Source organism: Arthrobacter rhamnosi, from assembly GCF_054510855.1.
The window spans coordinates 235,587-248,434 of sequence record NZ_JBTNDT010000001.1 but is presented as its reverse complement, the minus strand read 5'-3'; the positions used below and the strand labels follow the sequence as shown (position 1 = coordinate 248,434).

Below are 12,848 nucleotides of genomic sequence, written 5' to 3'. Positions count from 1 at the left end.
GTTCCTTCCAGTGCTGAGCCTCGAGCGCGTCGTCTTCGTCCATGGCAGTGGCCGTTTCGGAGCCGCCGCCTGGCCGAGGCAGCACGGCCTCTCGCTCGACTACGACTGCCTGTACCTCCGGCGCCACGGCTTCGACGCGGAGGCGGAGCCCCTGGCCACGGACCACGATCGCGACCAGGAGATCCTCGCCGAGGCCCTGGGCGCCGGCGGGCATGTCGTCGCCCACGCGGAGGGTGCCGTTCCCGCCATGCTGCTCGCCGTGGAGCGGCCCGACCTCGTGGGTTCCCTGACGCTCATCGAGCCTGCGTGCCTCTCACTGACGGCCGGCCTCCCCGCGACGAAGGCGCACATCGACCTGATGGCACCCCTCGTCGCCGAGCGCCACGCGCTGTCGGACGGGGATTTCCTCCGGGAGTTCCTGCGGCGCGGATCCATCACGGAGGAAGCGGAGGAACCTGTGGGCGGTCCCGGGCGGGATGCCGCCCGGCTGCGGCTCCAGAGCCCGCCCTGGGAGGCTCCGCTGTCGATCGTCCCCGGCGTGCCGACCCTCGTCCTCACGGGTGGCTGGGAGCCACTCTACGAGGAGGTGGCCCAGTACCTGGCCGGGACCGGCGCCATCCACCGCGTGGTCCCGGGCGGACACCGCCCGCACGACACCCCCGAGGGTGCCGCCCTCATCCGCGCCTTTTTGCGCTCCGCAGGCGAGGAGGCCGCGGCGTGAGCGCGTTCCAGCGGACCTATGCCCCGTTCCCTGCCGGCAAGACCCCTGCCGACAAGACCCCTGCCGACATGACCCCGCCATGACCCCGCCGACCGGCGGCTACCTGCACCTCACGGGCACGGTGCTGCTGTCGCCGTCGCGCGCCGTCCCCGATGTCTACGTGCAGGACGGGCGGTTCACCTTCACAAGGCCGCCCGGGGCACCGTCGCGCACGCTGGAGGGGTGGGTCCTGCCCGGCCTCGTCGACGCGCACTGCCATGTGGGCCTCGACCGGAGGGGCCGGGTACCGGACGCCCTGGCCGAACAGCAGGCCCTGGCCGACAGGGACGCGGGCACACTCCTCATCCGGGACGCGGGCGTCGTCAACGACACGCGGTGGGTGCAGCAGCGGCCGGACCTGCCGCGGCTGGTACGGGCAGGGCGCCATGTCGCCCGCACCCGCCGCTACTTCCGCGACTACGCCGTGGAGGTGGAGCCCTCGCAGCTCGCCGACGCCGTGACGGAGCAGGCACGGCGCGGCGACGGCTGGGTGAAGATCGTGGGGGACTGGATCGACCGGTCGCTCGGGGACCTGACTCCTGCCTTCCCGACCGCGGCCCTTCGGGACGCGGTCGACGCCGCCCACGCCGAGGGCGCCCGCGTCACCGCCCACTGCTTCGCCGCCGACACGCTCGACGGGATGCTCGACGCCGGTATCGACTGCATCGAGCACGCCACGGGGATGCTTCCCCGGCACGTCCCGCGCTTCGTGGAGCAGGGCGTGGCCATCGTCCCGACGCTGATCAACATCGACACCTTCCCCGCCATCGCCGACGGTGCCGCGGAGAAGTACCCGGACTATGCGGCGCACATGCGGCGCCTGTGGGGCGGACGGCAGGACATGGTGCGCAGGGCGCACGATGCCGGGATCGCCGTCTACGCGGGAACGGACGCCGGGAGCGTGATCGCGCACGGCCGCCTCCCGGACGAGGTGGCCGCACTGGCAGCCGCCGGACTGGGTGCAGCGGCGGCCCTCGATGCCGCCTGCTGGTCCGCCCGCCGCTGGCTGGGCTTCCTCGGTATCGAGGAGGGGGCCGGCGCCGACGCCGTCGTCTGCTCCTCCGATCCACGCCGGGACGTCGGCACCCTGGCCGACCTCCGGGCGATCGTGCTGCGCGGATCGGTCGTGCGCCCGGCGCCGAGGGATGAGCAGTCCGCCTCCCCGGAATAACTTGAAGCTTCAAGTAGTTATACGGAGGACAGTACGATCACCGCCGAAGGAGCCGCTATGCACCAGGACCTGCTACCCACCACCACCGCCATGGGCACGCTGACCCTTCGGGTCGGGGACCTCGCGGCCATGACCACCTACTACGCCACCGCGCTGGGTCTGGAGGTGCTCGAGGACCTTGCGGACGCCGTCGTGCTCGGACGCCGGGGGAAGGCCGTCATCCGCCTCGAAGGCGCCGGCCACCTGCGCCTGCCCCCGCGCGGCGAGGCCGGCCTGTTCCACACCGCCCTCCTGTTCTCGGACCGCGCGGACCTGGCCGCGGCCGTCGCGTCCGCGGCGCGCCACCCGCTCAGCTCCTACGTGGGCAGTGCCGACCACCTCGTGAGCGAGGCCTTCTACTTCAGCGATCCCGAGGGCAACGGCATCGAACTGTACTTCGACCGCCCGAGGGAGACCTGGGACTGGTCCCGGGACGAGCGCGGCAACCGCTCCGTCGTGATGGACAGCCTCCCGCTGTCGCCGCGGGCCTACCTGGAGGAACACCTGACTGAGGACGCCGTGGCGCATGCCGCGTCGAAGAGCGCGGAGGTCGGGCACGTGCACCTGCAGGTGGGCGACGTGGACACGGCGCAGCGGTTCTACGTCGACGTGCTGGGATTCGAGCGGACGGCGGGCTGGCACGGCCAGGCCCTCTTCGTGTCGGCCGGAGGCTATCACCACCACATGGCCATGAACGTCTGGAACAGCAGGGGCGCCGGCCCCCGCAAGGACACGCTCGGTCTCGGCGAGGTGCTCATCCAGGTGCCCGCCGCCGACGAGGTGGGGGCGCTCGCCGACCGGCTGGCCTCCGCCGGGATCGCGAGCCACCATACCGGGGCGGAACTGCGCTTCGAGGACCCCTGGCGCAACCGGCTGAGGGTCGCCGTCGAGGGCGCCGCGGGCGGAATCGCCTAAACTTCGCCCGTCTGGCACAATGGATTCGTACTCGATCCGTGCAGCCCCTCTCTCTGTGCGTGAATTGTGTCCTTTGAACCCCTCGAAATGGCCCGCCCCACGGGAGCAGGACGACGGGTTCGCCCCTTTTCATTTACAAGGAGTGACCACACAAGTGGCCGTAAAGATTCGCCTCAAGCGCATGGGTAAGATCCGCGCACCTTTCTACCGTGTCGTCGTCATGGATGCACGCTCCAAGCGTGATGGCCGTGCCCTCGAAGAAATCGGCAAGTACAACCCCACCGAGGAGCCCTCGTTCATCGAGATCGACTCCGACCGTGCGCAGTACTGGCTCGGCGTCGGCGCCCAGCCGACCGAGCAGGTCTCCGTGCTGCTGAAGATCACCGGTGACTGGCAGAAGTTCAAGGGACTCAAGGGCCAGGAAGGCACCCTGAGGACCAAGGCAGCCAAGGAATCGTTCGTCGCCCCCGAGAAGGGTTCGGTGATCGTCCCCGAGGCCATCACGCCGAAGGCGAAGAAGAACGACGACGCCGCCGCGGAAGCGACCGAGGCAGAGTAAGTTGCTGGCCGAAGCTCTGGAGCACCTCGTCCGCGGCATCGTCGACAACCCGGACGACGTCCGGGTCTCCGCGAAGAACAACCGCCGCGGTGAGACGCTCGAGGTCCGCGTCCACCAGGAGGACCTCGGCCGCGTGATCGGCCGCCAGGGGCGCACCGCCCGGGCGCTGCGTACCGTGGTCGCCGCCCTCGCGGACGGCGAGCCGGTCCGCGTCGACGTCGTCGACACCGACCGCCGCAGGGGCTGACCCCTCCAGAGCACGGCACGAATCGGCCCCGCCACCAGAACCTGGTGGCGGGGCCGATCGGTTTTCCCCGTAGTCCCCGTACCACCCCCGCACAACCCCGGATTCCCCGTGGCACAACCAGCAGGAGCAGCACGATGGAAGTACTCGTAGCCAGGATCGGCAAGCCCCACGGCATCCGGGGCGAGGTGACCGTCCAGCTCTTCACCGACGCCCCCGAGGACCGGTTCGAGCCCGGCGAGACCTTCCGGGTCGAGGACGCCGCCGTCTCCGAGCTGACCGTCGCCAAGGCCCGGTGGAACAAGGACATCCTGATCGTGGGCTTCGAGCAGGTGGCCGACCGCAACCAGGCCGAGACGCTGCGCGGCGCCCGGCTCTTCATCGACTCCGACGGGACCAACGACGGCGACGACGACTCCTGGTACGAGCACGAACTCGTCGGCCTCGATGCCCGCGTCGAGGGAGAGTCCGTGGGCAAGGTCACCGGCCTGCGGACGATGGCCGTCCAGGACCTGCTGGTCGTCGAACTCGCCGACGGCCACGAGGCCCTCGTGCCCTTCGTCGGCGAGATCGTCCCCGAGGTGGATCCCGAGGGCGGCTTCGTGACGATCGTGCCGCCGGCAGGGCTCTTCGACCTGAACACCCCCGGTTCCAACCAGGCACCCGACGACGGCGACGACGACGGGGCTCCGGCGGAGGAGCGCGACTAGTGCGCATCGACGTCGTCTCCATCTTCCCGGAGTACCTTGCCGCCCTCGACCTGTCGCTGATCGGCAAGGCCCGGCAGGACGGCGTCCTCGATGTACGGGTCCATGACCTCCGCTCCTTCACGACGGACCGGCACCGGACGGTCGACGACACCCCGTACGGCGGCGGAGCCGGCATGGTCATGAAGGCCGAGCCGTGGGCCCTGGCACTCGAAGCGGTCCTCGCCGGGTCGCCCGCGGACGGGGACCGGCCCACCCTGATCGTTCCCTCACCGGCCGGAGCCGTGTTCAACCAGGCCATGGCGTACGAGTTCGCGGAGCTCGGCCACCTCGTCTTCGCCTGCGGGCGGTACGAGGGGATCGACGAGCGGGCGATCGACTGGGCTCGCGGGGCGTTCGACGTCCGCCCCGTCTCCCTCGGCGACTACGTCCTGAACGGCGGGGAGGTGGCTGTCCTCGCGATGGTCGAGGCCGTCGCCCGGCTGATCCCCGGCGTGGTCGGCAACCCGGAATCGCTCGTGGAGGAGTCCCACTCCGACGGCCTGCTGGAGTACCCGGTCTACACGAAACCGTCGTCCTGGCGCGGTAGGGAGATCCCCGACGTCCTGCTGAGCGGCAACCACGCGAGGATCGCCCAGTGGCGACGGCTCGAGCAGTTCCACCGGACGGCGGAGCGGCGCCCCGACCTGCTGGCGGGCGTCGACACCGCGTCGCTGACGAAGGCGGACCTCGCGGCGCTGCGGGAGGCCGGGTTCGACGTCGTCGACGGCAGGCTGACCCGCCCGTCGCATTAGCAGTTGGTCCCGCTCCTGTGGAATAATCGTAGATTGTGTCCACTGGGCCGGACCCTGCCACAGGGGGCGTCCAGCCAACAGTCCCACACCGGCCACCGGATCTCCGGATCGGCCGGAATCCTGCTTCGGCGGCATTGCCCGGGCCTCGCGCCCTGTCCTTGACCGCCGTGACCAACGTGAATGACCTGTGGCGTTCGCCAGGAGTATCAGTATGCATATTCTCGATTCCGTCGACGCCGGATCCTTCCGCGACAACGTCCCCGACTTCCGCGCCGGCGACACCGTCAACGTCCACGTCAACATCATCGAAGGCAAGAACACCCGTGTTCAGATCTTCAAGGGCTTCGTCCTCGGCCGCCAGGGCGACGGCATCCGCGAGACCTTCACGGTCCGCAAGGTGAGCTTCGGTGTCGGCGTGGAGCGTACGTTCCCCGTCCACAGCCCGGTCCTCGACAAGATCGAGGTTGTCTCCAAGGGCGATGTGCGCCGCGCCAAGCTGTACTACATGCGCGAACTGCGCGGCAAGGCAGCCAAGATCAAGGAGAAGCGCGACCCCAAGACGGTCAAGTAACCTCCTGAAGGTGCACGAAACCCCCGCTTCCCAGCTTCCGGCTGGAGAGCACATGAAACGCCGGTCCCGCTGTGCGGGCTGGCGTTTCGTGTTCTCCGCCGTCCTCGTCGCAGCCCTTCTCACGGGGCTCGTGCGCGGTTTCCTCGTCGACGTCTACTTCATCCCGTCAGCCTCCATGGAGCCCCTGCTCAGGGAAGGTGACCGGGTGCTCGTCAGCAAGGTCGAGGACACCCGTGGCACCGTGCAGCGCGGGGACGTCGTCGTCTTCGACGGCCGCGGGTCCTTCGACCCCATCACCGATCCGCGCGGCGTCCCGGAACGTCTGGCCGCCGGCACGGCCCAGTGGCTCGGCCTGGCGGGGAGCGACACGGTCTACGTGAAGCGCGTGATCGGCGTCGGCGGGGACCGGGTGGCCTGCTGCTCCGACGACGGGCGACTGACCCTCAACGGGACTCCCGTCGACGAGCCGTACGTCCATCCGGGGGATGCGGCGAGCGATCTCGACTTCGACGTCGTCGTCCCCGAGGGGCGGCTCTGGCTCCTCGGGGACCACCGGTCGGTCTCAATGGACTCCCGTTCGCTGCTCGGCGCAGCGGGTGGAGGCCTCGTCGCGGAGGATCGCATCATCGGACGGGCCTTTCAGCTAGTCTGGCCATTTGACAGGTATGCTCCGATCAACGGGCCGGTCGGCTGAATCGACCGGCCTAGCAGCGCGGATGCCGCACCAGCAGGACTCCCTTCGGTGGGTGGCCGCCGGGTACCACGACCACAGAGGACACCAGCACATGGCACGGAGCTTCCGCAGGAAGTCCGCCGCGGGGGAACCCGCAGCACACTCGTTCGATCCCGACGCCGCCGGGGACGGTCCCTCAGCAGACGGGTTGCGGGACCGGACGCGGGACCCGAAGCGGGACGCGAAGGATTCCGACCGGGGCTTCGGGGCGTGGCTGAAGGAGATCGGGACGATCGTCGTGATCGCGCTGGTGCTGTCCTTCCTCATCAAGACCTTCCTGTTCCGCGCGTTCTTCATCCCGTCCGGCTCCATGGAGGAGACCCTCGAGATCGACGACCGGATCTTCGTGAACCAACTCGTGCCGCAGCCCTTCGATCTGCAGCACGGCGACATCGTGGTCTTCCGGGACACCAAGGGCTGGCTCCCGCCGCAGGCGGAGTCCAGCGTGAGCTGGTTCAAGGAAGCGCTCATCTTCGTCGGGCTCGCTCCCGACGAGTCGCAGCAGCACCTCGTGAAGCGTGTCATCGGACTCCCCGGCGACCATGTCATCTGCTGCGACGCCAAGGGCCTCATCACCGTCAACGGGGAGCCCCTGGAGGAGCCCTACCTCTTCCCCGGTGCCAACCCCTCCGATCTCCCGTTCGACATCGTCGTGCCCGAGGGCACGGTGTGGGTCATGGGAGACCACCGCAACGCGTCAGCGGACTCCCGGGCCAACCGCGACAAGGAGGGTGAGGGCTTCGTCGACATCGAGGACATCGAGGGCAGGGCCGCTGTCATCGCCTGGCCGCTGGACCGCATCGGCTTCCTCGGCAACCACCCGGACGTGTTCGACGGCATCCCCGAGCCTGAGCCCTCGGCGCAACCCACTCCCACCGGACCATGACGGCCCTCCGGAAGAAACGCTCCTCCGCTCCCACCCTGAGCTTCGAGAAGTCCTTCGCCGTCGACGGTCACCGCTACATCGCCGGGTGCGACGAGGTAGGCAGGGGAGCGCTGGCCGGCCCCGTGTCGGTCGGCGTCGTCGTCGTCGACCTCGATGCGGCTCCAGGCCTGCGGGGCGTCCGCGACAGCAAACTGCTCCTGCCGGCCGAGCGCCAGGCACTCGTGCCGCGCATCCGGCGCTGGTCCGTGGCCTCCGCTGTGGGGCACGCGTCCGCCGCGGAGATCGACGCACTGGGGCTGATGGCCGCACTGCGGACCGCCGGCAGTCGTGCCTGGGCGGCCGTCCTCGACACCGTGACGCCCGACGCCGTCATCCTCGACGGCAATCACGACTGGCTCTCCGCCCGGTCCCAGGGCATCCTGTTCGACGGCGGCGGGAGCCCCGCGGCACCCGCCGTCGGCTGCACGGCGCCCGTCCACACCCGCATCAAGGCGGACCTGAAGTGCCTGAGCGTCGCGGCGGCCAGCGTCCTGGCCAAGGTCGAGCGCGACGCCCTGATGGTCTCCCTGGCCGCCGACCACCCCGCCTTCGGCTGGGACGGGAACAAGGGCTACGCGACGGAAGCGCACCGTGCAGCCATCGACGCCCAGGGACCCAGCGAGTATCACCGAAAGACGTGGCGGCTGGGACGCCAGGACAGGACCGGCATGCCACACGCGGAAATTGGGGGATGATTGTCGAATGAGTGCTGAGGATCTTGAAAACTACGAGACCGACATGGAGCTCCAGCTCTACCGCGAGTACCGGGACGTCGTGGGTCTCTTCAGCTACGTCGTGGAGACGGAGCGCCGGTTCTACCTGGCCAACAACGTGGACCTGCAGGCGCGCTCGGCCGACGGCGAGGTCTACTTCGACCTGACGCTCCAGGACGCCTGGGTCTGGGACGTGTACCGTTCGGCGCGGTTCGTGAAGAACGTCCGCGTCATCACGTTCAAGGACGTCAACGTCGAGGAGCTCTCGAAGTCGGACGACATCGCCCTGCCGAAGGACGGCACACTGGGCTGACCGGCCCCTCGCGGCCGACCGGCTCCTGGGTTATCGGCTGCTGGGCCGATCGGCCCTCACGCGGTCTTCACAAGGGCGGGTCGTCGTCCGTCCCGCCGTAGGGGAAGGCGTCCTCGCCTTCCAGCGGGACGTCTGCTGCCTGTTCGAGCCGGTCGGCCTCCGATCCACCCGTGCCTTCACCGGCGATGCCGCCTCCCAAGCCGTCGTCGCCGGATCCGGCGGGCATCCCCTGTTCCTGGAGGTCCGCCTCCGACCCGCCCGTCCCCGTACCGGCCCGGTCCGCGCCCGGACGTGCTGTCGCGTCCTGTTCCTGCAGGTCCGCCTCCGATCCGCCTCGCAGGATGTCACTGGATTCTGACACGGTGTCCTCCGTTCTCCCGGGCCGACGTCGGGTCGACGTCGCTTCTCCGTCCACGGTACGAGGGGCGGGGGACCTGTGCCACCGCTTTCTTCCCCGACCCACGGTCTTCTTCCCCGGCCAACGGCTTTCTTCCCCGGCCCACCGCGTGAGGGTACCGGGGCCGGCGGTCACCCCGTCGGGACAGGTTCCGACCGGCCCGCGGAAGCCGTGTTGTCCACATAACCCCTCGCGCCGCGGTGTGCGTCGGCCGCTTCCCCGAGGCTGGGGGAGGAGGTGGAAGCCATGGTGGCAAAGGATCAGCTGGGTCGTCGCGGAGAGGCAACGGCGGCAGTCTTCCTCGAGCAGGCGGGCCTGAGGATCGTCGACCGGAACTGGCGGTGCCCGGCAGGGGAGATCGACCTGGTCGCGGTCGACGGATCGACGCTGGTGATCGTCGAGGTGAAGACGCGGAGCTCGGACGACTTCGGGCAGCCGCTGGAGGCCATCACGGCGAGCAAGCTGGAGCGGCTGTACCGGCTCGCCTCCACGTGGGCCCGCGCGCACAACCTGCGGTTCAGCGGGTTCCGCATCGACGCCGTGGGCGTGCTCGACGACGGTTCGGGAGCACCGCGGATCGAGCACGTGCGGGCGGTGATCTGATGGTGCTCGGCCGGACGTACGCGGTGTCGATGGTGGGCATGAACGGACACGTCGTCGAGGTCGAGGCCGATATCGGGCAGACCCTGCCCGCCTTCGTGCTGCTCGGCCTGCCCGACGCCTCGCTCAACGAGGCGAAGGACCGCATCCGGGCCGCGGCACGGAATGCCGGCGTCCCGCTCAGCCGCCGCAAGATCACGGTCAACCTGATACCGGCCTCCCTGCCCAAGCGCGGTTCGGCCTTCGACCTCGCGATCGTCATGTCCGCACTGGCGGCTGCAGGAGACGTGCGGGGGTGTGGCTCCACGGTCTTCCTCGCCGAACTGGGCCTGGATGGGCAACTCCGTCCCGTCCACGGCGTCCTGCCCGCCGTCATGGCGGCCGTGCAGGCGGGACACACCAGCATCGTCGTCGCGGAGGAGAACGCCGCCGAGGCCGCTCTGGTCCCTGCCGCCGGCGTGCGGTCCTTCCGGACGCTCGCAGAGGTGGCGCTGGCGTTCGGAGCGGACGGCGCTCGGGTCACGCTGCCGGATCCGGTGTCGCGGCAGGAGCCGCGGGCGCCGGCAGTCCCGGCGGTACCGCTGCGGGACCTGTCCGATATCGCGGGCCAGCACGAGGCGAGGTACGCGCTGGAGATCGCCGCCGCCGGTGCCCACCATCTCCTCATGGTCGGACCTCCCGGGGCGGGGAAGACGATGCTGGCAGAACGCCTGTCCGGGATCCTGCCGGAGCTCGAGGACGATCACGCGATGGAAGTGACGGCCATCCACAGCCTGAGCGGGGAGCGGTACTGCGGCGAACTGGTCCGCACGCCGCCCTTCGAAAGTCCCCACCACACCGCGACCCCTGCCGCCATCATCGGCGGAGGAAGCGGGATCCCGAGGCCCGGTGCCGCATCACGGGCGCATCGGGGCGTCCTGTTCCTCGATGAGGCGCCCGAGTACGAACGCCGGGTCCTGGAGGCCCTGCGTGAACCGCTGGAGAGCGGCCGCCTCGTCCTGCACCGCGCGTCCGGAACCGCGTCCTATCCCGCCAGGTTCCAACTCGTCCTCGCGCTCAACCCCTGTCCGTGCGGTCTTGCCAACGGGAAGGGCATCGACTGCATGTGCACGGCCCAGCAGCGCCGGCGGTACTTCAACCGTCTCTCGGGACCGCTGCTGGACCGCGTCGACCTGCAGCTCGCGGTACAGCGGGTCAGCCTTGCCGACTACGCCGCGGGTGGGTCGGCCGAGACATCCGCCCGTGTGGCAGAGCGGGTCGCTGCGGCTCGGAGTGCCCAGCGGGAGAGATTGCGCCCGTGGAACTACGCGACGAATGCGGAGGTGCAGGGCCGGATCCTCCGCGGCGAGCTCGCACTGCCGCGGGCGGTGACTGCATCCCTGGACAGGGCACTGGACAGGAACCTGGTCAGCGCGCGTGGCTGGGACAGGGTCCTTCGTGTCGCCTGGACCGTGTCCGATCTGGCAGGCCGCGCCCGGCCGGATGCGGACGATGTGGTGACGGCCCTCGGCTTCCGGCTGCAGGAGCGTGCGGCATGAGTGGGTTCGCGAGCAGCAGTCTGGCCAGGGCAGCACTGTCGAGGCTGTTCGACCCCTCCGACACCGTCGGCATGGGGCTTGTCTCGATCGTCGGTCCGGTCGATGCCCTGCGCGTCGCCCGCCGGGAGATCAGCGCGGGCCAGGAGCTCACCCGGCACCTGTGCGAAGCACTGGGCATCGGGGAACGCCGGGACCTCCTCGGGGAGGGACTGGCCCGCTGGGCTCCCCGCCTCGGCGACCTCGCTCCCGAGCGTGACCTGGCGACGCTTGCGCGGTTGGGTGGGCGACTGGTCGTGCCTGAATCCGAGGAGTGGCCGGAAGCGCTCGACGACCTGCAGGTCTCCGCTCCGCTGTGCCTCTGGGTGCGGGGGCGGCACCAGGTCCCCGGGATCGAGCGGCTGGTTGCCCTCGTGGGTTCCCGCGACAGCACCACCTACGGATCCTCCGTGACGACCGACCTGGCGTCCGGTCTCACGACCCGCGGCTTCACGGTGGTCTCGGGCGGGGCGTACGGCATCGATGCCCAGGCCCACCGGGCCGCTCTCGCCACCACGGACGGTCGCGACACCCCGGCGACCGTCGCCCTTCTGGCCTCAGGCGTGGACCGGTACTATCCGGCAGGCAACGAGGAGCTGCTCCGTGCGATCGCGGATCGGGGACTCCTCATCTCCGAAGTCCCACCCGGCAGCTCTCCCACCCGATGGAGGTTCCTGCAACGGAACCGGCTGATCGCGGCCCTCAGCGCTGCCACGGTGGTGGTCGAGGCGCGCTGGCGATCGGGCGCGCTCAACACCGCCCACCACGCGGGCGAGCTGGGCAGGCCGGTGGGCGCCGTGCCCGGCTCCGTCCACTCGGCCAATTCGGCGGGGTGCCACCGACTGCTGCGGGACGGCACCGCGGTCTGTGTCACGGATGCAGCCGACGTGGCAGAGCTGGCGGGTCCACTGGGCAGCGAATCGGGGGACCGGGCCAGGGAGGAGGCGTCTCCGGCGCACGACCACGACGGCCTGACGATTCCCGATCTGCTGCTGCTCGACGGCCTGCCGGTCCGCGCCTCGACATCGGTCGACAAACTGTCGAGCGTCGCGGGCCTCTCCACCAAGGACGTCATCAGCGGTCTCGCGCGCCTCGAACTGGCGGGCCTGGCCCACAGGACGGCCGAAGGCTGGCGACGACAGAAGGGCTGAGCCCCGGCAGGCGCACGGGCAGGCACGACACGAAGAGCCGGACGACGACGGACGGCACGACCGGGAGGACGTCATGACACGCAGCAAGGGGTTCGCCCCGGAGGACGAGCGGTTCCACGCCGAGATCGATACACCCCTCGGGCTCCTGCGCGTGGTCGCCCAAGGGGTCGCCATCGTCGGCCTGTACCACGGCGACCATCATCCGCCGCCGGCTCCGGCCCTGCTGGGCCACGCGGCTCCCACTCCCGGAAGCCCCGGCTCCGTGCCCGGACCGGAGGGACAGGTGCCGCCGGTGCCGGAGCCGACGGCGGCCGTACTCCTCCAGGCATGCCGTGAGCTGACGGACTACTTCGACGGCTCGGTGCGGGACTTCGCTGCTCCCATCGACCTCTCCGGTACTCCGTTCCAGCTGAGCGTCTGGGCCGCGCTTCGGCGGATCCCGTACGGGGAGCGCCGCAGCTATCGGGACGTCGCTGAGCAACTGGGCAATCCGCGGATGGGCCGGGCGATCGGCGCGGCGGTCAGGGCCAATCCGGTCTCGATCATCGTCCCGGGCCACCGTGTGGTCAGCAGCGCGGGCACGGTCATCGGGTATGCCGCGGGCCCGGAGGTGAAGAGGGCGCTCCTCGATCTGGAACGAGTCGGGCGGGGCCTGGAGGGGTAGGGAGCCCGGGGCGGGGAT

General features: G+C 70.2%; 17 protein-coding genes. 16 read left to right on the top strand and 1 reads right to left on the bottom strand.

The window, feature by feature from the left end:
- Nucleotides 1-13: 13 nt before the first annotated feature.
- The 12 genes from ACX80I_RS01295 (at nucleotide 14) to ACX80I_RS01240 (ending at nucleotide 8,444) form a co-directional block, all read left to right on the top strand.
- Nucleotides 14-721 carry an alpha/beta fold hydrolase gene (locus tag ACX80I_RS01295; protein ID WP_459343896.1) on the top strand — a complete coding sequence of 236 codons (708 nt, stop codon included), beginning with the start codon at nucleotides 14-16 and terminating at the stop codon, nucleotides 719-721.
- 79 nt (nucleotides 722-800) lie between these two features.
- Nucleotides 801-1,931, top strand: a complete 1,131-nt coding sequence (locus tag ACX80I_RS01290; protein WP_459343372.1) for an amidohydrolase family protein — start codon at nucleotides 801-803, stop codon at nucleotides 1,929-1,931.
- 36 nt (nucleotides 1,932-1,967) lie between these two features.
- Nucleotides 1,968-2,885, top strand: coding sequence for a VOC family protein (locus ACX80I_RS01285; RefSeq protein ID WP_459343895.1), 918 nt, complete (start codon nucleotides 1,968-1,970; stop codon nucleotides 2,883-2,885).
- A gap of 154 nt (nucleotides 2,886-3,039) precedes the next feature.
- The gene (rpsP, locus tag ACX80I_RS01280) at nucleotides 3,040-3,444 is read left to right on the top strand and encodes a 30S ribosomal protein S16 (RefSeq protein WP_301227184.1); all 405 of its coding nucleotides are present in this window, start codon (nucleotides 3,040-3,042) and stop codon (nucleotides 3,442-3,444) included.
- Nucleotide 3,445: 1 nt separating this feature from the next.
- A complete protein-coding gene (locus ACX80I_RS01275) occupies nucleotides 3,446-3,691 on the top strand; it encodes an RNA-binding protein (protein ID WP_104118497.1) in 246 nt (81 codons plus the stop codon).
- Between the two features lie 134 nt (nucleotides 3,692-3,825).
- Nucleotides 3,826-4,398 (top strand): ribosome maturation factor RimM, encoded by a 573-nt coding sequence (rimM, locus tag ACX80I_RS01270; protein ID WP_459343371.1) that lies wholly within the window; start codon nucleotides 3,826-3,828, stop codon nucleotides 4,396-4,398.
- Nucleotides 4,398-5,189 carry a tRNA (guanosine(37)-N1)-methyltransferase TrmD gene (gene trmD / locus ACX80I_RS01265; protein ID WP_459343370.1) on the top strand — a complete coding sequence of 264 codons (792 nt, stop codon included), beginning with the start codon at nucleotides 4,398-4,400 and terminating at the stop codon, nucleotides 5,187-5,189. The genes rimM and trmD overlap by 1 nt, the downstream gene beginning before the upstream one ends.
- A gap of 211 nt (nucleotides 5,190-5,400) precedes the next feature.
- On the top strand, nucleotides 5,401-5,760 hold the full coding sequence (rplS, locus tag ACX80I_RS01260; RefSeq protein WP_055773319.1) for a 50S ribosomal protein L19: 360 nt from the start codon (nucleotides 5,401-5,403) through the stop codon (nucleotides 5,758-5,760).
- Nucleotides 5,761-5,812: 52 nt separating this feature from the next.
- A complete protein-coding gene (gene lepB / locus ACX80I_RS01255) occupies nucleotides 5,813-6,454 on the top strand; it encodes a signal peptidase I (protein ID WP_459343369.1) in 642 nt (213 codons plus the stop codon).
- Between the two features lie 91 nt (nucleotides 6,455-6,545).
- Nucleotides 6,546-7,379, top strand: coding sequence for a signal peptidase I (gene lepB, locus ACX80I_RS01250; protein ID WP_459343368.1), 834 nt, complete (start codon nucleotides 6,546-6,548; stop codon nucleotides 7,377-7,379).
- On the top strand, nucleotides 7,376-8,113 hold the full coding sequence (gene rnhB / locus ACX80I_RS01245) for a ribonuclease HII (RefSeq protein ID WP_459343367.1): 738 nt from the start codon (nucleotides 7,376-7,378) through the stop codon (nucleotides 8,111-8,113). Before lepB (ACX80I_RS01250) ends, rnhB begins: the two co-directional genes overlap by 4 nt.
- Nucleotides 8,114-8,120: 7 nt before the next feature.
- A complete protein-coding gene (locus ACX80I_RS01240; protein WP_087075985.1) occupies nucleotides 8,121-8,444 on the top strand; it encodes a DUF2469 domain-containing protein in 324 nt (107 codons plus the stop codon).
- A gap of 67 nt (nucleotides 8,445-8,511) precedes the next feature.
- On the opposite strand, the gene ACX80I_RS01235 is transcribed toward ACX80I_RS01240, so the two are convergent.
- A complete protein-coding gene (locus ACX80I_RS01235) occupies nucleotides 8,512-8,805 on the bottom strand; it encodes a hypothetical protein (protein WP_459343366.1) in 294 nt (97 codons plus the stop codon).
- A gap of 273 nt (nucleotides 8,806-9,078) precedes the next feature.
- On the opposite strand from ACX80I_RS01235, the gene ACX80I_RS01230 reads away from it, so the two are divergent.
- The 4 genes from ACX80I_RS01230 to ACX80I_RS01215 all read left to right on the top strand — a co-directional run bounded on the left by ACX80I_RS01230 (nucleotide 9,079) and on the right by ACX80I_RS01215 (nucleotide 12,830).
- Nucleotides 9,079-9,444: a YraN family protein gene (locus ACX80I_RS01230; protein WP_459343365.1), complete on the top strand. Its 366-nt coding sequence runs from the start codon at nucleotides 9,079-9,081 to the stop codon at nucleotides 9,442-9,444.
- On the top strand, nucleotides 9,444-10,979 hold the full coding sequence (locus ACX80I_RS01225; RefSeq protein WP_459343364.1) for a YifB family Mg chelatase-like AAA ATPase: 1,536 nt from the start codon (nucleotides 9,444-9,446) through the stop codon (nucleotides 10,977-10,979). Before ACX80I_RS01230 ends, ACX80I_RS01225 begins: the two co-directional genes overlap by 1 nt.
- The gene (gene dprA / locus ACX80I_RS01220) at nucleotides 10,976-12,166 is read left to right on the top strand and encodes a DNA-processing protein DprA (protein ID WP_459343363.1); all 1,191 of its coding nucleotides are present in this window, start codon (nucleotides 10,976-10,978) and stop codon (nucleotides 12,164-12,166) included. The genes ACX80I_RS01225 and dprA overlap by 4 nt, the downstream gene beginning before the upstream one ends.
- 73 nt (nucleotides 12,167-12,239) lie before the next feature.
- Nucleotides 12,240-12,830: a methylated-DNA--[protein]-cysteine S-methyltransferase gene (locus tag ACX80I_RS01215; protein ID WP_459343362.1), complete on the top strand. Its 591-nt coding sequence runs from the start codon at nucleotides 12,240-12,242 to the stop codon at nucleotides 12,828-12,830.
- Nucleotides 12,831-12,848: the final 18 nt, after the last annotated feature.